Genomic DNA, 21117 nt, shown 5'->3' on the forward strand with positions numbered 1-21117 from the left:
CACAAGACGTATTTCGATGACGTAAATCAATCGGACAGAGCCGGAAACGTGCAGATCGGCGCGAGGATATTTATTGAAAGAGCGTTTGAACGCCGTAATTTGGTGATGCACCAACAACGTTGCCGTAACACGATCGACATAGTAGAACTGTTTCATAGTGAACAACAGCGATTCATGACATGAAACGAACCGCTACCCATGCCGACAGCGCCCGATCATCCGGCCGAATGAAGGAAGCAACGTGACACAGACAGCAAAGTTCGTGATCGTCGGTGGGGGACTCGAAGGTCTCGCCATCGCGTGGTCGCTCGCGGACCGCGGAGAGACCGATGTCCTGGTCCTCGAGCGTGACACCCTGTGCTCGGGCATGACCGGCAAGTCCAGTGGCGTGGTCCGGTGCCACTACGGGACGCCGTCGCTGGCGGCGATGTCGTGGTACGGCGTCGACATCTTCACCAGTGCCACCGAGATCTTCGGCGACGACATGGCATTCCGCCAGTGCGGATACGTGGTCGGCGTCGGTGAGAACAACATCGACCCGCTGAAGGCGAACGTCGCGATGATGCAGGGCCTCGGTATCGACGTCGACTACATCGGCCACGACAAGATGGCCGAACTGTGGCCGGGGCTGCATCTCGACGACTTCGCCGCCTTCGCGTACGAGCCCCTCGGTGGCCGCAGTGAGGCGTACATGGCCGGCATGGCGTTCGGTGCCTCGGCCCGCAAGCTGGGCGTCACGATCCGCCAGAGCACGCCGGTGGCATCGCTGCTGCAGAACGCGGACGGCCGCGTCTACGGGGTGACGCTCGCGAACGGCGACGAAGTGCATGCCGAGCAGGTGATCCTCGCGACCGGTCCGTGGGCCCCCGAACTCGGCGCCGGTGTCGGCGTCGACATCCCGGTGAAAGCCCAACGGGCGCAGCTTGTCCTGATCGACCAGGGTGTTCCGACTCCGGAGGTGCCGGTGCTGTCGGACCTGGCCGGACTGCAATACATCTGCCGCGAGCCGAACGGTGAACTGCTGGTGGGCAACAGCGACCACGCCGCGCCCGAATACATCGACCCCGACAAGTACAGCAACCGCGCGGACGACAGCACCATCGAGAAGAACATCGGCAAGCTCGGGAACCGTCTGCCCGACATGCCCGATCCGCGGATCACCTCGAGCTACGTCGGCGCGTACGACGTCACTCCCGACTACAACCCGATCATCGGACCCGCACCGGTCGACGGACTGTTCCTTGCCACCGGGTTCTCCGGTCACGGTTTCAAGATCTCGCCGGCGGTCGGCCGCCTCGTCGCCGACATGCTCCTCGACGACGGCACGACCAGCCTCCCGAACGTCGAGCCGTCCGACTTCCGCTACTCACGCTTCGAGGAGGACGACCTCCTCTTCAGCCTGCACCCCTACGAGGGTGCCGGCGAGATGCGCTGACCCACAGACCCCCTCACCCGTAGACCACCAGTTCAGGAGCTACCCATGGCTGTCGACACTGCTGACGCGTTCACCGCGCAGAACATCGTGACAACCCCACCGCAGACCTTGTCCGAGGTGGCACGGGCCACCGGAACCACCTTCATCCTCGCCCTGTTCGTGACGCTGTCCGGCAAGCCGTGCGCCAAACTGGTCCCGATCGAGGCCGTCGAGCAGCTTCAGGACGACGGCGTGGGCTTCGCCGGGTACGCGGCGGGGCACATGGGGCAGGAGCCCAAGGATTCCGATCTCGTTGCCGTACCGGATGTCTCGTCGTTCACGCCGATCCCGTTCGTCAAGCCCGGACTGGCGATCGTGCACTGCGACCCGCACGTGGAGGGAAAGCCCTGGCCGTACGCGCCGCGGGTGATCCTGAAGGAGACGCTGAAGAAGGCGTCCGATCTCGGCCTGTCCGTCAACGTCGGCGCGGAGATCGAGTACTTCCTCGTCCACCGCGTCGGAGACGGCGCCCTCACCACCGCGGACACCGCCGACGTCAGCCGTCAGCCGTGTTACGACGCCCGCGACGTCACCCGGATGTACGACCATCTGACCGAGGTGTCCGCGGCCATGAACACGCTCGGCTGGGGTAACTACGCCAACGACCACGAGGACGGCAACGGGCAGTTCGAGCAGAACTTCGACTACGCCGACGCCATGACCACCGCCGACCGGGTGATCACCGCCCGGTACCTGCTGTCGGTGATCGCCGAGAAGCGCGGCATGAAGGCCACGTTCATGCCCAAGCCCTTCTCCGACCGCACCGGGTCCGGCATGCACCTGCACCTGTCGCTGTGGAACGACGCCGGTTCGGTGTTTCCGGACGGCGACGATCCGAAGGGGCTGGGACTGTCGAGGACGGCGTACGCGTTCATCGCGGGGATCCTCGAGCACGCGTGCGCGCTGCAGGGTGTGATCGCGCCGACCGTCAACTCGTACAAGCGGACCGGCGCCACGTCCACGAGCAGCGGCGCGACCTGGTCTCCGCGGTACGCCACGTACGGCGGCAACGACCGCACCCACTACCTCCGGGTGCCGGACAAGAACCGGGTGGAACTGCGCGGCGGCGACGGCTCGGCCAACCCCTACCTCGCCGCGGCCACCGCCATCGCCGCCGGCCTGGACGGCATCGAACGCGATCTCGACCCCGGCACCCCCGGCTCCGGCGACAGTCCCAGCGACATGCTCCCGATGACGCTGCTGCACGCGATGGACGCACTGGAATCGGATCCGGTCGTGACGGGCGCCCTGGACGTCGCGGGCGCCGGGGTCGCCGAGTACTTCGCAACACTCAAGCGCGAGGAGTTCTTCGCCTGGCACAACACCGTCTCCCCCTGGGAACTCGACCACTACCTGACAGCGTTCTGACAGACCTCCCGAAAGGAGACATCCATGTGTGGAATCGTCGGACTTCACCTGCGTGAGCCGTCCCTCTACCCACAACTCGGCGCCCTGCTCACCGACATGCTCGGTCAGATGTGCGACCGCGGACCCGATTCCGCAGGCATGGCGATTTACGGGGACCGGGCCTGGTCCCCGGTCGGGGAGTCCACGGTCTCGCTGCTCGACTGCCCCGTCCCCGCAGCGGAACTCGCCGCAACGCTGTCGGCGTCCCTCGACACCACCGTCACCGGAATCGACCTGCAACCGACGACGATCCTGCACGGCGTCGTCGGCGCCGAGGATCTCGCGGCGGCAGTGCGCAGCGTGGTGCCGTCGGCGCGGGTCATCGGCTTCGGTGACGATCTGACTGTTCTCAAGGGCGTCGGAAACCCCATCGACCTGGCGAACCGGTTCGGGCTGCCGTCGGCGAGCGGCTGGCAGGGTGTCGCGCACACCCGCATGGCCACCGAATCCGCGGTGACCGCCGAGGGATCGCACCCGTTCTCCGTCGGCCCCGACCAGTGCCTCGTTCACAACGGCTCGTTCTCGAACCACATGAGCATCAAGCATCAGCTCGAACGTGACGGCGTCGCGTTCGACAGCGCCAACGACACCGAGGTCGGGGCGCGGTTCGTCGCCAAGCAGCTCGCCGAGGGCGTCGACCTGGAGAAGGCGCTGCTGATGCTGAACGAGACGTTCGACGGCTTCTACACCCTGCTCGTCTCGACGGCCGACTCGTTCGCCGTGGTCCGGGACGCCATCTCCTGCAAGCCCGCCGTCATAGCCGAGACCGACCAGTGGGTCGCGATGGCCTCCGAATACCGCGCCCTGGCGAACCTGCCCGGCGTCGACAACGCCCGAATCTTCGAGCCCGAACCGGAAGAGGTGCACGTATGGCACCGGTAGCCACCACCGAAGCGACTGTCCTGAACCTCGAGACGTCGAGTACCCGTGCCGTCAACGAGCGGCTCACCTCCCCAGAAGCCCCGAAGAAGGTCACGGTCACCGGTCCGCAGGGCGCGCACGCGCTGGCCTGCGGCCTCGACTCCGACATCGACGTCACCATCGAAGGACACGTCGGCTACTACTGCGCCGGCATGAACCAGCACGCGACGGTGACCGTCACCGGCAACGCCGGAGTCGGGGTCGCCGAGAACATGATGTCGGGAACGGTGCACGTCAAGGGTGATGCGTCGCAGTCCGCGGGCGCCACCGCCCACGGCGGCCTCCTCGTGATCGACGGCAATGCCGCTGCGCGCTGCGGCATCTCGATGAAGGGCGTCGACATCGTCGTCGGCGGCAACATCGGCCACATGTCCGCGTTCATGGGTCAGGCCGGACGTCTCGTCGTTCTCGGCGACGCCGGCGAGGCCCTCGGCGACTCGCTGTACGAGGCCCGCATCTACGTGCGCGGCACCGTCGCCTCCCTCGGCGCCGACTGCATCAAAAAGGAGATGCGCGAGGAGCACCTGACGGAACTGCGAGAGCTGCTGGATCTGGCCGGTTTCGACGCCGACCCGTCCGAGTTCACCCGCTACGGCTCTGCCCGCAAGCTCTACAACTTCCACGTCGACAACGCCAGCGCGTACTAGGAGAACCGTCATGAACACCCCGAACCCGGCCCTGCGCGAATCGGCGACGTTCGACCGCGGCGTCATCTCCGAGATCCAGCGGGCCGCCGAGACCGGCATCTACGACATCCGCGGCTGGGGTGCCAAGCGCAAGCTGCCGCACTTCGACGACCTGCTGTTCCTCGGCGCGTCGATGTCGCGGTACCCGCTCGAGGGCTACCGCGAGAAGTGCGACACCGACGTCGTGCTCGGCGACCGCAACGCCAAGTTCCCGCTGCACCTGGACATCCCGATCACCATTGCCGGCATGAGCTTCGGGGCATTGTCCGGGCAGGCGAAGGAAGCCCTCGGCCGCGGCGCCAGCGAGGTCGGCACATCCACCACCACCGGTGACGGCGGCATGACCCCCGAGGAACGCGGGCAGTCGAAGAACCTCGTCTACCAGTACCTGCCGTCCCGGTACGGGATGAACCCGGACGACCTCCGCAAGGCCGACGCCATCGAGATCGTCCTCGGCCAGGGCGCCAAGCCCGGCGGTGGCGGAATGCTGCTGGGACAGAAGATCACCGAACGCGTCGCCGGGATGCGCACCCTCCCGATGGGTGTCGACCAGCGGTCGGCCTGCAGGCACCCCGACTGGACCGGTCCCGACGACCTCGCGATCAAGATCATCGAACTGCGCGAGATCACCAACTGGGAGAAGCCGATCTACATCAAGGTCGGCGCCACCCGCACCTACTACGACGTGAAGCTCGCAGTGAAGGCCGGCGCCGACGTCGTCGTGGTCGACGGCATGCAGGGCGGCACCGCCGCCACCCAGGACGTGTTCATCGAGCACGTCGGCATCCCCACCCTGGCCGCGATCCCGCAGGCGGTCCAGGCGCTGCAGGAACTCGGGGTGCATCGCAAGGTACAGCTCATCGTGTCGGGGGGCATCCGTAGCGGCGCTGACGTCGCGAAGGCCATGGCCCTCGGGGCGGACGCCGTCGCCATCGGTACCGCCGCCCTGATCGCGCTGGGCGACAACAGCCCCCGCTACGCGAAGCAGTACGAGGAACTGGGCTCGGCGGCCGGGTTCTACGACGACTTCCAGGCCGGCAAGGACCCCGCCGGCATCACCACCCAGGACCCGGAACTGTCCAAGAACCTCGACCCCGTCGAAGGCGGACGGCGGCTCGCGAACTACCTGCGGGTGCTCACCATGGAGGCGCAGACCCTCGCCCGTGCCTGCGGCAAGTCGCACCTGCGCAACCTCGAACCCGAGGACCTCGTCGCCCTCACCGTCGAGGCGTCGGCGATGGCCCGCGTGCCCCTCGCCGGAACCACCTGGATCCCCGGCGCCCTGTAGGCGGCTCCGCCACCCGTGTGCCTTTTTGGTAGCTGGAGCAACCAGAAAGGCGCACGGGCGCGGAGCGCCTACCGGCTTTGAACTATGAGTAGAGGACCGAGAACATGACTTCCTTCGATTCGCTGTGGGCGAGCATCCTCGATGTGGGACAGCACAAGTCGACCAGGGGATACCGAAGATTCGCGTGGAACGACGCCGACATGACGCTGCGCGAATGGTTCTCGGACTGTGCGCAGGCTCGTGGCATGAGCGTCGAGGAGGACCGCAACGGCAATCTGTGGGCGTGGTGGATGCCCGAGGGCTGGGACGGCGACCCTCGCGACGCGTTCGTCACCGGATCGCACCTCGACTCGGTACCCGACGGCGGCGCCTACGACGGACCGCTGGGGGTGGTGTCCGCGTTCGCCGCGATCGACCTCGTCCGCGAGCGGGGGATCACGCCGACGCGTCCGGTGGCGGTCACGGCCTTCTCCGACGAGGAGGGCGCACGGTTCGGTGTCGCGTGCGTCGGCTCGCAACTGTCCACCGGGGCAGTGGCACCCGAACGCGCCCTGGCGCTGCGGGACAACGACGGCATCAGCCTCGGCGAAGCACTGGTCGGCGCCGGCCGCGACCCGCACCATCTCGGCGAGGACCCCGACCTGGTCGACCGCGTCGGCGTGTACGTCGAGTTGCACGTCGAGCAGGGACGCGCCCTCGACCTGATCGACAGTCCCATCGCCGTGGCCTCGTCGATCTGGCCGCACGGCCGGTGGCAGTTCGTGTTCTCCGGAGAGGCCAACCACGCCGGCGCAACCCGACTCGTCGACCGCCGCGACCCGATGCTCGCGTTCGCGTCCTCGGTCCACACGGCCCGGACCGCCGCGACGCTGCACGAGGCGGTCGCGACGTTCGGTAAGGTGCGGGTACTTCCCAACGGTGCCAACGCTATTCCGTCGGAGGTGCGGGCGTGGCTCGACGCGCGGGCCGCCGACGAGGAGACGTTGACGAAGCTGGTGCAGCAGATCACCGCCGAGGCGCAGGCCTACGCGGCCGCCGACGGTATCGGTCTCGAGGTCGACGCCGAATCGGTCACGCCGATCGTCGAGTTCCCGCACTCGACCCGGGAACGACTGCGCCGCTCGCTCGCCCACCTGGGTGACATTCCCGTCCTCCCGACCGCTGCCGGGCACGACGCCGGAATCCTGTCCGCGAAGGTGCCCACCGCGATGATGTTCGTCCGCAACCCCACCGGCGTGTCCCACTCGCCCGACGAGTTCGCCGAAGCGGACGACTGCAACCGCGGCGCCGAGGCGCTGGCGGACGTGATGGCGGACTGGGTCACCGCCATGTGAGTGGCAAAGCGTGTCGGGGCACACTTTGCCACTCACGTCAGGAGGTGGGCCGCCATTCCTCCAGTTGCTCGACAGCGGTGTTCGCGACCGCGACGGCTTCGTCCCGATTGACCCGCGACAACAGGAGGGCGCTGACGGACAGTGATGTCAGGAGCCGGGTCCGGTGTGCCAGGGTGGCAGTCGACGCGTCCGGGTCGTGGGCCCGGAGAGCGTGGGTGAGCGCCCCGGACAGTTCGCGCTGGTATGCGTCGACGACGGACCGCTGCGTGTCGTCGTGTGCGGCGAAACTTGCGGCACTGTTGAGCAGCAGGCAGCCGCGTCCGGGGGTTTCGTCGGGGAGGGACGCGAGGGCGCCGGCGAGGCTGCGGTAGTAGCGCTCGGCGGCGTCGGGGCGGGTCGGTTCGTCGGTCAGGATGCGGAGGCGGGGGCGAACCACCCGGTCCAGGTAGTCGTGCACGGCGGCGTCGAAGAGTCCGCGTTTGCTGGTGAATGCGTTGTACAGGCTCGACCGATTCAGTCCGGTGACGCGTTCGAGGTCGGGTATCGACGTGGCTTCGAAGCCCTTGTCCCAGAACAGGTCGCGGGCGCGGCCGACCACTTCGGCCGTGTCGAAATCCTGCGTGCGCGGCATGACGATCCTCACTGCTGGTTGTGAAACGACCATTTCAGTATATATTGAAATGGTCAGTTCAGAACGAGGAGGAGTTTCGTATGGTCGCCGCGGGTCTTGTTCTTGCCGCACTCGCCAGTGCGCTGCACGTGTACATCTTCGTGCTCGAGTCCGTCCTCTGGACCGCTCCGCGCACCCGCGCGACGTTCGGGACCACTGCCGAAGAAGCCGCGGCCACCAAGGAGATTGCCTTCAACCAGGGCTTTTACAACCTCTTCTTGGCGATCGTGACCGCAGTCGGCATCGTCGCCGTGATCATCGGCGCGACCGGCGTCGGTGCGGCTCTCGTCTTCGCCGGCGCGGGATCCATGCTCCTCGCGGCCCTCGTGCTCCTGCTGTCGTCGCCCGACAAGGCTCGCGCAGCGATCACGCAGGGAACACTTCCGCTGCTCGCGGTACTCCTCCTCGCGCTCGGACTGGCGCTGTGACCTCAGAAGTATCGAAAGGAACACCCATGACGACGAGCACCCAGATTCAGCTGATCAACCGGCCGGTGGGCTGGCCCACCCAGGACGACTTCCGCACCGCGACCGTCGAGCTGCCCGACCTCGGGCCCGACCAGGTGCGCGTGGCCAACGAGTTCGTCTCGGTCGACCCCTACATGCGCGGCCGGATGAACGACGTGAAGTCGTACATCCCGCCGTTCGCGCTGGGCGAGACGATGACCGGCGGAGCTGTCGGTCGGGTCGTCGAATCCACCGCCGCCACGCATCCGGTCGGCTCGGTGGTGGTTCACGACCTCGGGTGGCGGGACGTCGCGCAGGGTGACGCCTCGGCGTTCCGCGTCGTCGACGAGATCCCGGGAGTGTCGATCTCAGCCTATTTGGGGATTCTCGGACTGACCGGGCTCACGGCCTACGTCGGACTCGTGCACATCGCCCACCTGAAGCCCGGCGACTCCGTGTTCATCTCCGGCGCCGCGGGTGCGGTGGGGACCGCCGCCGGGCAGATCGCACGACTCGAGGGCGCGTCGCGCGTCATCGGATCCGCCGGGTCCGCCGAGAAGGTCGCCCTGTTGACCGACCGCTACGGATACGACGCGGCATTCGACTACAAGCAGGCACCGGTGCGCGAGCAGCTTCGCGGACTCGCCGGTGACGGCATCGACGTCTACTTCGACAACGTCGGCGGCGACCACCTCGAGGCCGCGCTCGACGTCATGCGGAACGGCGGACGCGCCGCCCTCTGCGGTGCCATCTCCGCGTACAACGCCACCGAGCGCACGCCGGGCCCCGACAACATGGTGAACATCATCAGCCGCGGGCTCACCCTCGAGGGCTTCACCCTCGGCAACTACACGCACGTCTTCCCCGAGTTCGCCGCCAAGATGGGACCGTGGCTCGCGTCCGGCGACGTGGTCCACGACGAGACCGTCGTCGACGGCATCGAGAACTCGGTCGACGCGTTCCTGCAGCTCATGCACGGCGGAAATGTCGGCAAGATGCTGGTGAAGGTGGCGTAGCCACCCGTGCGCCTTTTTGGTAGCTGGAGCAACCGGAAAGGCGCACAGGCGCGTCAGCGCCTCACGGAGGCGTACCGTTCGCGCACTTCGGGTGCCGAGTCGGCTTCGTAACGCTGGGTGGACGTCTGATTCCACTGGGGTGGTTCCAGGGTCCCGGCCAGCGTCCAGGCCGCCTGCCTGCAGGCGCCGATCGCGACGTACTCCGCCGGTTGCGGCACCAGGACCGGCGCCCCGAAGATGGCGGGCGCGAGTTCGCACAGTGCCTGTGAGCGGGCGCCGCCCCCGACGAGGAGGATACGACGCACCGTGACGCCCTGGGCGATCAGGTGGTCGATGCCGTCCGCCAGGCCGCACAGCAGCCCCTCGACTGCCGCGCGGGCGAGGTGAGCGGGGGTCGAATTGGCCAGCCGCAGTCCGTGGACGGAGCCGGTGGCGTTCGGGCGGTTGGGGGTGCGCTCACCCTCGAAATACGGCACCATCACCAGCCCGCCGCTGCCCGACGGCGCCGACAGCGCCAGCCGCGACAGTTCGTCGTGATCGACGCCCAGCAGGGAGGCGGTCGCGTCGAGCACCCGGGCGGCGTTCAGGGTGCACACGAGGGGCAGTTGACGTCCGGTGGCGTCGGCGAAGCCGGCGACGAAACCGCCTGGATCGTTCGCCGGTGTCACGGACACCGCGGATACGACACCCGACGTTCCCACCGAGACGACGACGTCGCCTTCCTGGGCGTCGAGGGCGAGTGCGGCGGCGGCGTTGTCGCCGGTGCCGGGACCGACGGCGGCGCCCCATCGGGTTTCCCCGATCCGCTCGGCCGGGCGGGCCACGCGCGGCACGGCGGCGGTGCGTCCGCGTAGTGCCAGCGACAGCAGGTCGGGGCGGTAGGAATCCGTTGCCGCGGAGAAGTATCCGGTGCCGCTGGCGTCGCCGCGATCGGTGGCCAGGGTGCCTAGATCGGACCTGCCGGTGAGCTGCCAGCCGAGCCAGTCGTGGGGCAGGCACACCGCGGACGTCCGGTCGGCGTTCGCCGGTTCGGAATCGGCGAGCCAGCGCAGTTTGCTGACGGTGATCGCGGCGAGCGGCACCACCCCCACCGCGTCCGCCCACGCGTCCGGACCACCGAGATCGTCCACCAGCTGTGCGGCGGCGTCGGCGGAGCGAGTGTCGTTCCACAGCAACGCCGGACGCACGACCGTTCCGGCGTCGTCGAGGCACACCATGCCGTGCTGTTGCGCGCCGACCGACACCGCGGCGACGTCGTCGAGTCCGCCGGCGGCGGCGATGGCGTTGTCGAGGGCCGACGCCCACGCCTGCGGGTCGACCTCGGTGCCGTCCGGATGCGAGGCCCTGCCCTCACGGACGAACTCACCGGTGTCGGCGTCGCAGACGATCACCTTGCACGACTGGGTGGACGAATCGATGCCCGCGACGAGGGTCATTGCTGGACACCTGCCGCGCGATCCAGTGTTTCGCGGCTGGGGAGGTCCGCCCCTGCGCGCGCGACGGTGAGACCCGACATAAGTACCGCGTTGTCCAGCACGTTCCGCACCTCTTCCGGGGCGATCGCGTGGAGGGCGTCGCGGCTCTCCGCGCCGAGGAAGCCGTGCGCCCAGAACCCGTCGAGGAGCCCGGCCATGAAGGCGTCACCCGCGCCGACCGTGTCGACCACCTCGACGTTGCGGGCCGCGACCTCGACGAGTCCGGCCGCGCAGACCGCGAATGCGCCCTCGGCGCCCTTCGTCACCGCGACCATCGCCGGTCCGCGGGACAGCCATTCGCGGGCGATGTCGTCGGGATCCCGTTCGGGGTCGTACCAGCGGAGGTCCTCGTCGCTGACCTTGACGATGTCCGAGATCGACACGAGGTGCTCGATCCGCTGCCGGGCGCGTGCTTTGTCGGTGATCAGCACCGGTCGCACGTTGGGGTCGTAGCTGATGGTCGCCGACGAGCGGCGGCGGTCGAGCATGTCGGCGACGACGTCGCAGCCGGGTTCCATCACGGCGGCAATGGAACCGGTGTGGACGAGCGCCGGGGTAGACGACCCGCTGGGGCAGGGGAGGTCCCACTCGATGTCGAACTCGTAGGTGGCGGATCCGGCGGAATCGAGGGTGGCGTGGGCCGTCGCCGTTCGCTGCGCGGTGACGCTGCCGGGCGCGAGGCTCACTCCCGACTGCTCGAGGTGCCGGACGATCGCGCCGCCTCTCGTGTCGCCGCCGATCCGGGTGACGAATTCGACCGGACGATCGAGCCGGCCGAGACCGACCGCGACGTTGAGCGGGCTGCCGCCGACATACTCGGTGGTGGCGCCGCTGCTTGCCGTCACGATGTCGATGAGGGCTTCACCGATGACCAGACTCATGACTGCACCTTCTCACGCAGAGCCTCGAGTGTCTTCCGTGCACCGACGCTGTGCAGTGAGTCCAGCGCCCAGAGGTACGCGGTGACGAAGCGCGGATTGTCGGCCAGGTCGCCGAAGACCGACTGATTCTCGATGAACGCCGTGCGGTTCTCGTGCTGGCTGCGCGCAATCGGCACGAGGGAGTCCTTCAACTGGTCGACGACGTCGATGGGCTCGCCGTCCTCATCGACTCCCTCGGCATACCGGGCCCAGCTCGCGACGATCGCGGCCGACAGCCGGATGTGCCGGTCGGCCAGCAGGTTTTCACGGATCACCGGCAGCAGCCACTTCGGGATGCGGTCGGACGATTCGGCGCACAGGCGGGCGACGGTGTCGCGGATCTCGGGGTTGGAGAAGCGTTCGATGAGCGTGCGCGTGTAGTCGTCCAGGTCGACTCCGGGCACCGGCGCCAGGGTGGGCGTGGCCTCCTCGTCCATGTACGCGAGCAGGAAGTCGGCGAAGAGTGGGTCCTGCGCGACGTCGTGCACGAGCCGGTATCCCGACAGGTAGCCGAAGTAACAGAGGCCCTGGTGGCTGGCGTTGAGCAGACGCAGCTTCATCAGTTCGTACGGTTCGACGTCGTCGACCACCTGGACGCCGACGTCCTCGAATGCGGGGCGGCCGAGCGGGAAGGCGTCCTCGAGCACCCATGACGTGAACGGTTCGGCGGCGACGGGCCACTGGTCGTCGATGCCGAACCGCGTCGACAGCGCCTCCGTCACCTCGGGGGTGGTGACGGGCGTGATGCGGTCGACCATCGAGTTGGGGAACGACGTCTCCTCGCGCATCCACGCCGCCAGTTCGGGATCCTTCAATTCGGCGTACGCCAGGAACATCTTGCGCGCCACGTCGCCGTTGCCCTGAATGTTGTCGCAGGACATGATGGTCGGCGACGCCAGCCCGCGCGCTCGGCGCCGGGCCAGCGCCTCGATGACGAGTCCGAACGTGGTCCGCGGTGCGACGCCGTCGGTGAGATCGTGTACGACATCCGGGTTCTCGGCATCGAACTCGCCCGTGTCGTGGGTGAAGTTGTAGCCGCCCTCCGTGATCGTCAGCGAGACGATCTTCGTGGACTCCGCGGCGATCTTCTCGATTACGGCCTCGGGGTGGTCGGGGGCGAAGAGGTAGTCGACGATGGACCCGATGACGCTGACGTCCCAGGTGCCGTCCGGGTGCCGCAGCGCCAGCGTGTACAGGCCGTCCTGCGCGTCGAGGACGTCCTTCATGCGCCGGTCACCGGGCAGGACCCCGACCCCGCAGATGCCCCACTCGCGGGCCTCCCCGCGCCGCAGCAACCGGTCGACGTACATCGCCTGATGTGCGCGGTGGAATCCGCCGACACCGAAATGCACTATCCCTACGGTGATGTCGCTTCGATCGTAATTCGGCACCTGCACGGTGTCGTCGAACTGCTGCAGTGCCTGCGCGCACAGTTGCATCGGTCTCTCCTCATTCCTGGACGCGTACGACGGCCTTGAGGCTGCCCGGCGTCCGGTCTGCGTTCAGTGCTTGCTCCGCCTCGGCGAGCGGAAATCTTCCAGTGACCATCGAATCGAGGTCGACCCGCCCCGACCGCGCGAGGGCGATCGCCGTCGGCCAGGTGTTGGCGTAGCGGAATACCCCGGTCAGCACCAACTCCCGGTTCTGGATGGTCTGGACCGGCAGTGTCATCTCGGGGGCCCCCATGCCCACCAGAACCACGGATCCCGCGGGCCGGACGGCCTGGATCCCGGCCAGCACCGCGCTCGGGGCGCCGGACGCGTCGACGAATGCGTCCACGTGGAGTCCCGCGACGTCCTGCTCGCGAGGGTCGAGCACCGCGGTGGCACCGAATTTCGTTGCGACGTCGAGTCGCCGGGGATCGAGGTCCGAGACGACCACTTCGGTGGCGCCGAACGCGAGGGCCGTCTGCACCATGGCGATCCCGATCGGTCCCGCGCCCGCGATCAGGACGCGGGATCCGGCCGTCACGCCGGCTTTGCGGGTGGTAGCGATGGCCACGGACAACGGCTCACACAGCGCGGCCGCGTCCTCCGACATCTCGTCCGGAATCGCATGGGCGAACGCCGAGCCGATGGTCACGTATTCGGCCAGCGCCCCGTCGATCGGCGGGGTGGCATAGAACTGCATGTGCGGACAGAGGTTGTAGAGACCGCGCCGGGATTCGTCGCTGTCCGGGTCGGGGCGCTGCGGTTCGATGGAGACTCGCTGCCCGATACGCGCTGCCGGGACTCCGGTACCGACACCCACGACGGTGCCCGACGCTTCGTGGCCCAGCACAATCGGCTGGTCGACCACGAACTCGCCGATGTGGCCCTCGCGGTAGTAGTGGGCATCCGATCCGCAGACGCCTACCGAGGCCACGCGGACCAGGACGTCGCCGGGGCCGGGAGTCGGGACGGGTCGTTCCCGAATCTCGATCACGCCCGGCTCCGAGAGCACGCTGGCACGCATCGTCCTGGGGATATCCGAAGGGAGTGTTGTGTGGGTCACACTTCGATGCTAGCGTATTGAGCAGATGAACGCATAGTGATCATTTGCTCACGGCTTCTCGAGGCTCTGAAGACACACACGACGGGCTCGAGATCATGGCGAGGAGAACCAGTGACGTCCCCCAACTCGACGGCCCCGACGCCGTCTCCCATCACGGCACCACCGCCGTCCACCACGGAGGATCTGCGCCTCGCGTTGCGCGCTGCAACGCTGTACTACCTCGACGGAATGACCCAGGCCGAGGTCGCCACACGCCTCGGTGTCTCCCGCCCGACCGCGGGCCGGCTGGTGGCGCGAGCCCGCGCCCAGGGCCTGGTGCGCATCGAGGTGCAGGCTCCCGCGCATCTGCGTGATGCGCTGCGCTCGGACGAGGAGCGTGCGCTCGAGGAGAAGTACGGACTCGTCGAGGCGGTGGTGGTCGCCGATTCCGTCGACGCCGCCGGTGCGATCGACGACCACAACAGCTTCGCCGGCGTCGGCAGGGCCGCGGCGTCGCTGCTGGTTCGCCGGATTCGGGAAGGCGACACCCTCGGATTCACGTGGGGCCCGGAGACGGTCGCCGTCGCGCAGGGCCTGCCGTCCGGGGCCGCCACGTGCGCGTCCGTCGTCCAGCTCGACGGTTCGGTGAGTGCCATCAACTACCAGACCGGAACGGAGTACGTCCTGGGTAGGTGCGCGGAGCAGTTGCAGGCCAACACTGTTCGGCTTCCCGTTCCCCTGTACGCGGACGCATCGACCGTGGTATCCATGCGGGGCGACTCCGTCATCTCCAAGGCGCTCGAGGCCGGGCGGACGGCGGAGATGATGATGTTCGGCACGGGCGCCGTCTCCACGTCGACCACCCTGTTCGAGGGCAGCTTCATCGACACGGACATGCTGTCCGTGCTCACCGGCCTCGGCGCGGTCGGCGAAGTCGGTGGGCGCTTCTACCGGCTCGACGGAACCGAGGTCGCCGGCCCTCTGGACGAACGGGCCATGTCCGTTCCACTCGACGACATCCGCGCGTGCGGGGGATCGATCCTCGTCACGGGTGGCGTCGCCAAACACCAAGCGGCACTGGGTGCCCTCCACGGCGGACTGGCCAAGATGCTGGTCTGCGACATTGAATGCGCGCGTTGGCTGCTCGATCAGTAGCACCACGCAAGAGAGGTGAAGATCGGTGAAGAAACACAGGAAACCGGCGACGATGCTGGTAGCCGGCGCGGGCGCGCTCTGCCTCACGCTCAGCGGTTGCGCGGGCGCAGGAACGCTGGGCGCGTCGGACCAGACCATCACCATCGCGATGGTCTCCAACTCACAGATGCAGGATGCCCAGAAGCTCGCCTCGCAGTTCGAGGAAGAGAATCCCGACATCGACCTGAAGTTCGTGACGCTGTCGGAGAACCAGGCGCGCGCGAAGATCACGGCATCCACCGCAACCGGTGGCGGCGAGTTCGACGTCGTGATGATCAGCAACTACGAGACCCCGCAGTGGGCCAAGTACGGCTGGCTGAAGAACCTGTCGCAGTACGCGCAGGCCACCGAGGGCTACGACGAGGCCGACTTCATCCCCACCCTGCGCGAATCCCTGTCCTACGAGGGGAACATGTACTCGGTGCCGTTCTACGGCGAGTCCTCGTTCCTGATGTACCGCAAGGACCTGTTCGAGCAGGCCGGAATCACCCTGTCGGAGAAGCCGACCTGGACCGAGGTGGCCGCGGCCGCAAAGCAACTCGACTCCGAGGACATGGCGGGAATCTGCCTGCGCGGCAAGCCGGGCTGGGGTGAATTGCTCGCACCCCTCGACACGGTGATCAACACGTTCGGTGGCCGCTGGTTCGACGAGGACTGGAACGCTCAGCTGACCAGCCCCGAGGTGGAACGCGCGGTGCAGTTCTACGTCGACCTGGTGCGCGAGTACGGCGAGCCGGGCGCCGCGACGAGCGGTTTCGGTGAGTGCGCCACGCAGCTGGCTCAGGGTCAGGTGGCGATGTGGTACGACTCGACGTCCGCGGTGTCCACGCTGGAGGATCCGGCGTCGAGCGCCGTCGTCGGCAAGATTGGCTACGCGCCCGCGCCGATCGAGGTGAAAGACAACTCCGGTTGGCTGTACAGCTGGTCGCTCGGCATTCCCGAGAGCAGCGAGAATCCCGATGCGGCGTGGAAGTTCATCTCATGGATGACCGACGAGCAATACATACGCACGGTCGGTGAGGATCTCGGCTGGGAGCGGGTGCCTCCGGGCAGCCGGCTGTCGACCTACGAGATTCCCGAGTACAAGGAGGCCTCGGCGGCCTACGGTCCGCTGACGCTCGAAGCGATCGAGAACGCGACACCGGAAGCGCCCACCGTGCAACCGGTTCCGTACACCGGCGTGCAGTTCCTGGCGATCCCGGAGTTCCAGGATCTCGGAACCCGCGTCAGCCAGCAGATCAGCGCGGCGATCGCAGGACAGCAGACCGTGCCCGAGGCGCTCGCCCAGGCACAGCAGTACGCCGAGGTGGTCGGCGCGACGTATCGGGAGGAACGATGACAACCATCGCCGAGAAACCCACCGCGGACGGCACCGCCGACCGGGTGCGGCAACTGCGGGAGGCCAAGGACGACAGCGTCTCCCGCGCCGAGGGATGGCGTCGCCGGGGACCGTTGCTCCCCGCCCTGATCTTCATGATCGTGGTGACCCAGATCCCGTTCCTGTTCACGCTGTACTACTCGACGCAGTCCTGGAACCTGGTCCGTCCGGGGTCCCAGGCCTTCGTCGGCCTGCAGAACTATGTGGACGTGTTCCAGGACAGCCAGTTCCGTGAGGTCGCGGTCAACACCGTGATCCTGATCGTCGGGACCGTGCTGATCTCGGTGGTGCTGGGTCTGCTGCTCGCACTGCTGCTCGACCGCGCCTTCCTGGGCCGCGGCATCGTGCGGACCCTGCTCATCACCCCGTTCCTGGTGACGCCCGTCGCCGGCGCGCTGCTGTGGAAGACCACGATGTTCGACCCGGTGTTCGGCATCGTCAACTTCGTGCTCTCCCCGTTCGGGGTGGGACAGGTCGACTGGGTCAGCAAGTTCCCGCTCGCCGCGGTCATGGTGAACCTGGTCTGGCAGTGGACCCCGTTCATGATGCTGCTGATCCTCGCCGGTCTGCAGTCGATGCCGCGCGACATCCTCGAGGCGGCACGGGTGGACGGCGCCACGCCGTTCGCGATGTTCCGTGAACTGACGCTCCCGCATCTGCGCCGGTTCATCGAACTCGGCGCGGTGCTGGGCGCGATCTACCTGATCAACACGTTCGACGCCATCTACATGATGACCCAGGGCGGGCCGGGCACGGCCAGCGCCAACCTTCCCTTCTACATCTATCAGCGCGCATTCCTCGGTTTCGACATCGGGCAGGCCGCCGCGATGGGCGTCATCGTCGTGATCGCGACCATCGTCGTCGCGACCCTGGCGCTGCGCCTGATCTTCAAGAGCTTTACCGGTAACGAGGAGGCAGCGTAATGAGTACCGACACCGCGGCGGCACCGGTGGAGTCCACCCCCACCGCGCCGGAGACGAAGCGGGCGCGCAAGCACCGCAAGTTCAGCCCGTGGAGCGTGGTGGCGTGGATCGTGGCGCTCGGCTTCTTCTTCCCCGTGGCGTGGATGGTGCTCACCGCGTTCAAGCAGGAGGGCGACGCGTACACGACTCCGCCGAAGCTGTTCTTCACGCCCACCCTGGACCAGTTCAAGGCGGTCCTCGACAGCGGAATCGGCACCGCACTGCTGAATTCGGCGTTCGCGACCGCCATGTCGACGATCCTCGTGCTGGTGCTCGGTGTGCCGGCGGCGTTCGCGCTGTCGCTGCGGCCGGTCCGCAAGACGAAGGATGCCCTGTTCTTCTTCATCAGCACGAAGATGCTCCCGATCGTCGCCGCGATCATCCCGCTGTACGTGATCGTCAACGACATCGGCTTGCTCGACAACATCTGGGCGCTGGTCATCCTGTACACGGCGATGAACGTCCCCATCGCGGTGTGGATGATGCGTTCGTTCTTCCTCGAGGTCCCGGGCGAACTGCTCGAGGCCGCGAGCATGGACGGTGCAAGCCTGTGGACGTCGGTGCGTGAAGTGATCCTTCCGCTCGTGTCACCCGGCATCGCGGCCACCGCGCTGATCTGCGTGATCTTCTCGTGGAACGAATTCTTCTTCGCGGTCAACCTCACCGCCGTTCAGGCTCAGACCATTCCGGTGTTCCTCGTCGGGTTCATCACCGGTGAGGGCCTGTACTGGGCCCGGCTGTCGGCGGCGGCGACGCTGGCGGCGCTCCCGGTCATCCTGGCCGGCTGGATCGCACAGAACAAACTGGTCCGCGGCCTGTCCTTCGGTGCGATCAAATGATCACCCCGGCAACCACTACCCCCGACTTCGGTACCCACAAGAGGAGCAATCATGGCTGACATCGCGTACAAGGGCGCATCCTGCCTCTACGAGAATGCCGACACGCTGGCGGTCGATTCGCTCGACCTCGACATCGAAGACGGCGAGTTCATCGTCCTCGTCGGCCCGTCGGGTTCCGGCAAGAGCACCGCACTGCGGATGCTCGCCGGCCTCGAGGACATCGACGAAGGCACCATCGAGATCGGTGGCAAGGACATGGTGGGTGTGCCGTCGAAGGACCGTGACATCGCGATGGTGTTCCAGAACTACGCCCTCTATCCCAACAAGACGGTGGGCGAGAACATGGGCTTCGCTCTGAAGATGCGCGGAGTCGGTGTGGAGGAACGTAAGAAGAAGGTGGCCGATGCCGCCAAACTGCTCGACCTGACCGACTACCTCGACCGTAAGCCCGGCAAGCTGTCCGGCGGTCAGCGCCAGCGCGTCGCGATGGGCCGGGCGATCGTGCGGGAGCCGCAGGTGTTCTGCATGGACGAGCCGCTGTCGAACCTCGACGCCAAGCTGCGCGTCCAGACCCGCACGCAGATCGCGGCGTTGCAGCGCCGGCTCGGCACCACCACCGTGTACGTCACCCACGACCAGGTCGAGGCGATGACCATGGGTGACCGGGTGGCCGTCCTCAAGAACGGCAAGCTGCAGCAGTTCTCGGCGCCGACCGAGCTGTACGACCGGCCCACCAACGCCTTCGTCGCCGGCTTCATCGGTTCGCCCGCCATGAACCTGATGACGATGCCCATCATCAGCGACGGCGTGCGCCTTGGAAACTCGACGCTCGCGCTCGAGCGCGACCAGCTGTCGGCGCTGCACGCGGCCGGAGTGGAGACCGTCACGGTCGGTGTGCGCCCCGAGCAGCTGGAGTTGTCGACCGGGGACGGTGGCATCGAGGTGATCGTGGACCTGGTCGAGGAACTCGGGAGCGAATCCTACGTCCACACCCACATCGCCGGTGACGGTACGCAACTGACCGCCCGGTCACTGACCCGCACCCCCGCGCGGCTGGCCGACACGGTGTCCCTGCGCAAGCGGGACGGAGCGGTCCACCTGTTCCACCCGGAGACGGGGGAGCGGATCGGCGACTAGGGCATATCTCCCAATCCCCATTTCGGCGCACCTGGCGCCCAATCGCCAGGTCCATCCGAGAAGGATTGGGCGATATGCCCTAGAGCGGATAGTGCGTTAGTACCCCCATCGGATCGTGCCTCTGCCGCAGTTCGCGCAGTCGGCGAAGGTTTCCACCGTAGGCCGCGTCGATCTCGGCGCCGGTCTCGGGGAAGCCGGGCCGGACCTCGACGCTGTAGACGCCGATCGTGTGGGGTGCAAGCGCGTCGAGGGTGCCGCCCGCCCACGACAGGCAGGCGGCTCCGTCGTAGGGGTCGGACCAGACGGCGTTGAGCGGGATGTTCCACTCGCCGCTTCGGCCCCAGAACGCGGTGTCGCCGTCACCGACGTCGGCGAGGGCACCGCCGGTGTGCTGGAAGTCGATACGACAGTCCCGCGTCGGCGCCCCACGGATCTGGGTGGCCAGAGCCTCCGCGAGTTCGGAGTCGAGGGTCGGTCCGGTGAAGACGGCCTTCCCGAAGAACGACCCACGGCGCTCGCCCGGTTCGGGCAGCCGGATCGGTTCCGGTTCTTCGCCGTCGGGGCCGGGTGGCGCGAATTCGGGTAACCCGGTGAGGTACGTACCGGACATCTCGGATCGGTACAGCACCTTGCCCGACACGTCGGCGACCGTGGTGGCGGCGGATCGGGCGCGGTCGATGTCGGACTCGTCCCCGCTCGCGCACGCGGTGTACACGAAGAGGACGGGCTCGTCGGGAGACAGTGCGCTGTAACCGAGTACCGCGCCCATCGTCGTGTCCCGAGGAAGCGTCGGTGCGACACGGAAGTAGGTGGCGAGCGCTTCGAGTCCGAGCACCATCCGGTCGACCCACACCGGACCCACCGGGTGTGTGCGCAGCACCGCCGACGTCACGACGCCGAAGCACGGTGCACAACCCCGGACCGCCCACCACAGGTCCGCCTCGTCGCCGGTGCTGGCATCGGACAGGTGGACGACCTCACCGGACGGAAGCACCAGTTCGGCCTCGACGAGCTGATCGATCGTCAATCCCAGACTGCGCGTGAGGTATCCGACGCCGCCGCGGGTGACGAGTCCGAATCCGGCGTGGCCCACGATCCCCACCGGCACCACCCGGCCGGTGGGTGCGAGGGCGTCCAGCATGGTTCCCACGGTGGCGCCGCCGGCGACGACCACCCGGTCGTCCTCGGGTCGGGCCGTGTTCAGGTGCGCCGACAGGTCGAGCATGACGGCGTCGTCGGCGACGCAGTTGGAACTCAGCCCGCCGCCGCGGACGGTGACGGTGCCGCCCGTCCGGTGCGCGACCCTCATGACGGTGGAGACCTCCGCCACGGATACCGGTTCGACGACGCAGGACGGACGGCGTCTCGCGGCATCGGGAAAGAACACTCTGCCCAGCGCGGTGCGGTAGTCGTCGGTGTCCGGCAGTTGAACCCGGTGCGGGAGAACCGCCTTCAACTGTGCGACACATTCCGCGGATGGTGAACTCACGAGCGCCTC

At 67.5% G+C, this 21117-nt stretch carries 19 protein-coding genes; 13 read left to right on the forward strand and 6 right to left on the reverse strand.

What is annotated here, in order from left to right; translation table 11 throughout:
* The first annotated feature begins 241 nt into the window (after window positions 1-241).
* From GO592_RS01100 to GO592_RS01125, 6 genes are all read left to right on the forward strand, one after another.
* On the forward strand, window positions 242-1435 hold the full coding sequence (locus GO592_RS01100) for an NAD(P)/FAD-dependent oxidoreductase (RefSeq protein ID WP_007301623.1): 1194 nt from the start codon (window positions 242-244) through the stop codon (window positions 1433-1435).
* Between the two features lie 45 nt (window positions 1436-1480).
* Window positions 1481-2842, forward strand: coding sequence for a type III glutamate--ammonia ligase (gene glnT, locus GO592_RS01105; protein ID WP_007301622.1), 1362 nt, complete (start codon window positions 1481-1483; stop codon window positions 2840-2842).
* A gap of 24 nt (window positions 2843-2866) precedes the next feature.
* Entirely contained in the window at window positions 2867-3763 is an 897-nt protein-coding gene (locus GO592_RS01110) for a class II glutamine amidotransferase (protein ID WP_007301621.1), read from the forward strand.
* Window positions 3751-4449 carry a protein glxC gene (locus GO592_RS01115; RefSeq protein WP_007301620.1) on the forward strand — a complete coding sequence of 233 codons (699 nt, stop codon included), beginning with the start codon at window positions 3751-3753 and terminating at the stop codon, window positions 4447-4449. The genes GO592_RS01110 and GO592_RS01115 overlap by 13 nt, the downstream gene beginning before the upstream one ends.
* Window positions 4450-4459: 10 nt before the next feature.
* Window positions 4460-5776 carry an FMN-binding glutamate synthase family protein gene (locus GO592_RS01120; RefSeq protein ID WP_005569862.1) on the forward strand — a complete coding sequence of 439 codons (1317 nt, stop codon included), beginning with the start codon at window positions 4460-4462 and terminating at the stop codon, window positions 5774-5776.
* A gap of 104 nt (window positions 5777-5880) precedes the next feature.
* A complete protein-coding gene (locus GO592_RS01125) occupies window positions 5881-7110 on the forward strand; it encodes an allantoate amidohydrolase (RefSeq protein ID WP_007301619.1) in 1230 nt (409 codons plus the stop codon).
* A 37-nt stretch (window positions 7111-7147) separates the two neighbouring features.
* Here GO592_RS01125 and GO592_RS01130 read toward each other — a convergent pair whose 3' ends face one another.
* On the reverse strand, window positions 7148-7741 hold the full coding sequence (locus GO592_RS01130; protein WP_007301618.1) for a TetR/AcrR family transcriptional regulator: 594 nt from the start codon (window positions 7739-7741) through the stop codon (window positions 7148-7150).
* Window positions 7742-7821: 80 nt separating this feature from the next.
* Here GO592_RS01130 and GO592_RS01135 point away from each other — a divergent pair, with 80 nt between their 5' ends.
* The gene (locus tag GO592_RS01135) at window positions 7822-8208 is read left to right on the forward strand and encodes a DUF1304 domain-containing protein (protein ID WP_007301617.1); all 387 of its coding nucleotides are present in this window, start codon (window positions 7822-7824) and stop codon (window positions 8206-8208) included.
* 26 nt (window positions 8209-8234) lie between these two features.
* Window positions 8235-9242 (forward strand): NADP-dependent oxidoreductase, encoded by a 1008-nt coding sequence (locus GO592_RS01140; RefSeq protein WP_007301616.1) that lies wholly within the window; start codon window positions 8235-8237, stop codon window positions 9240-9242.
* Between the two features lie 53 nt (window positions 9243-9295).
* Here the strand turns inward: GO592_RS01140 and xylB are convergent, their stop codons facing one another.
* Genes xylB through GO592_RS01160 form a run of 4 tightly spaced genes read right to left on the reverse strand, consistent with a single transcriptional unit; the run spans window position 9296 to window position 14091 of the window.
* A complete protein-coding gene (gene xylB / locus GO592_RS01145) occupies window positions 9296-10678 on the reverse strand; it encodes a xylulokinase (RefSeq protein WP_007301615.1) in 1383 nt (460 codons plus the stop codon).
* Window positions 10675-11598 carry a carbohydrate kinase family protein gene (locus GO592_RS01150; RefSeq protein ID WP_007301614.1) on the reverse strand — a complete coding sequence of 308 codons (924 nt, stop codon included), beginning with the start codon at window positions 11596-11598 and terminating at the stop codon, window positions 10675-10677. Before GO592_RS01150 ends, xylB begins: the two co-directional genes overlap by 4 nt.
* On the reverse strand, window positions 11595-13076 hold the full coding sequence (locus GO592_RS01155; protein WP_007301613.1) for a mannitol dehydrogenase family protein: 1482 nt from the start codon (window positions 13074-13076) through the stop codon (window positions 11595-11597). Before GO592_RS01155 ends, GO592_RS01150 begins: the two co-directional genes overlap by 4 nt.
* A 10-nt stretch (window positions 13077-13086) precedes the next feature.
* Complete coding sequence (locus GO592_RS01160; RefSeq protein ID WP_007301612.1) at window positions 13087-14091, reverse strand: NAD(P)-dependent alcohol dehydrogenase; 1005 nt, start codon at window positions 14089-14091, stop codon at window positions 13087-13089.
* A 150-nt stretch (window positions 14092-14241) separates the two neighbouring features.
* Here GO592_RS01160 and GO592_RS01165 point away from each other — a divergent pair, with 150 nt between their 5' ends.
* The 5 genes from GO592_RS01165 to GO592_RS01185 are packed head-to-tail and all read left to right on the forward strand — an operon-like array spanning window position 14242 to window position 19619.
* Window positions 14242-15264 (forward strand): sugar-binding transcriptional regulator, encoded by a 1023-nt coding sequence (locus GO592_RS01165; protein ID WP_005261020.1) that lies wholly within the window; start codon window positions 14242-14244, stop codon window positions 15262-15264.
* Window positions 15265-15316: 52 nt separating this feature from the next.
* Window positions 15317-16642: an ABC transporter substrate-binding protein gene (locus tag GO592_RS01170; RefSeq protein WP_007301611.1), complete on the forward strand. Its 1326-nt coding sequence runs from the start codon at window positions 15317-15319 to the stop codon at window positions 16640-16642.
* A complete protein-coding gene (locus tag GO592_RS01175) occupies window positions 16639-17604 on the forward strand; it encodes a carbohydrate ABC transporter permease (protein ID WP_007301610.1) in 966 nt (321 codons plus the stop codon). The genes GO592_RS01170 and GO592_RS01175 overlap by 4 nt, the downstream gene beginning before the upstream one ends.
* Entirely contained in the window at window positions 17604-18482 is an 879-nt protein-coding gene (locus tag GO592_RS01180; protein WP_007301609.1) for a carbohydrate ABC transporter permease, read from the forward strand. Before GO592_RS01175 ends, GO592_RS01180 begins: the two co-directional genes overlap by 1 nt.
* A 51-nt stretch (window positions 18483-18533) precedes the next feature.
* Entirely contained in the window at window positions 18534-19619 is a 1086-nt protein-coding gene (locus GO592_RS01185) for an ABC transporter ATP-binding protein (protein WP_007301608.1), read from the forward strand.
* 79 nt (window positions 19620-19698) lie between these two features.
* Here GO592_RS01185 and GO592_RS01190 read toward each other — a convergent pair whose 3' ends face one another.
* Window positions 19699-21108: an FAD-binding oxidoreductase gene (locus GO592_RS01190; protein WP_039953119.1), complete on the reverse strand. Its 1410-nt coding sequence runs from the start codon at window positions 21106-21108 to the stop codon at window positions 19699-19701.
* Between the last annotated feature and the right edge of the window lie 9 nt (window positions 21109-21117).

Origin of the sequence: Rhodococcus sp. 21391, assembly GCF_016772255.1 — a bacterium.
GTDB lineage: Bacteria > Actinomycetota > Actinomycetes > Mycobacteriales > Mycobacteriaceae > Rhodococcus_F > Rhodococcus_F opacus.

What these genes read in the sequence shown, in the direction of transcription:
- GO592_RS01120 (WP_005569862.1), top strand. Translation starts at nt 4,460, where the DNA reads ATGAACACCCCGAACCCGGCCCTGCGCGAATCGGCGACGTTCGACCGC.
- GO592_RS01160 (WP_007301612.1), bottom strand. Translation starts at nt 14,091, where the DNA reads ATGCGTGCCAGCGTGCTCTCGGAGCCGGGCGTGATCGAGATTCGGGAA.
- GO592_RS01135 (WP_007301617.1), top strand. Translation starts at nt 7,822, where the DNA reads ATGGTCGCCGCGGGTCTTGTTCTTGCCGCACTCGCCAGTGCGCTGCAC.
- GO592_RS01175 (WP_007301610.1), top strand. Translation starts at nt 16,639, where the DNA reads ATGACAACCATCGCCGAGAAACCCACCGCGGACGGCACCGCCGACCGG.
- GO592_RS01130 (WP_007301618.1), bottom strand. Translation starts at nt 7,741, where the DNA reads ATGCCGCGCACGCAGGATTTCGACACGGCCGAAGTGGTCGGCCGCGCC.
- GO592_RS01140 (WP_007301616.1), top strand. Translation starts at nt 8,235, where the DNA reads ATGACGACGAGCACCCAGATTCAGCTGATCAACCGGCCGGTGGGCTGG.
- GO592_RS01115 (WP_007301620.1), top strand. Translation starts at nt 3,751, where the DNA reads ATGGCACCGGTAGCCACCACCGAAGCGACTGTCCTGAACCTCGAGACG.
- GO592_RS01125 (WP_007301619.1), top strand. Translation starts at nt 5,881, where the DNA reads ATGACTTCCTTCGATTCGCTGTGGGCGAGCATCCTCGATGTGGGACAG.
- GO592_RS01155 (WP_007301613.1), bottom strand. Translation starts at nt 13,076, where the DNA reads ATGCAACTGTGCGCGCAGGCACTGCAGCAGTTCGACGACACCGTGCAG.
- GO592_RS01150 (WP_007301614.1), bottom strand. Translation starts at nt 11,598, where the DNA reads ATGAGTCTGGTCATCGGTGAAGCCCTCATCGACATCGTGACGGCAAGC.
- xylB (WP_007301615.1), bottom strand. Translation starts at nt 10,678, where the DNA reads ATGACCCTCGTCGCGGGCATCGATTCGTCCACCCAGTCGTGCAAGGTG.
- GO592_RS01185 (WP_007301608.1), top strand. Translation starts at nt 18,534, where the DNA reads ATGGCTGACATCGCGTACAAGGGCGCATCCTGCCTCTACGAGAATGCC.
- GO592_RS01110 (WP_007301621.1), top strand. Translation starts at nt 2,867, where the DNA reads ATGTGTGGAATCGTCGGACTTCACCTGCGTGAGCCGTCCCTCTACCCA.
- GO592_RS01180 (WP_007301609.1), top strand. Translation starts at nt 17,604, where the DNA reads ATGAGTACCGACACCGCGGCGGCACCGGTGGAGTCCACCCCCACCGCG.
- glnT (WP_007301622.1), top strand. Translation starts at nt 1,481, where the DNA reads ATGGCTGTCGACACTGCTGACGCGTTCACCGCGCAGAACATCGTGACA.
- GO592_RS01170 (WP_007301611.1), top strand. Translation starts at nt 15,317, where the DNA reads ATGCTGGTAGCCGGCGCGGGCGCGCTCTGCCTCACGCTCAGCGGTTGC.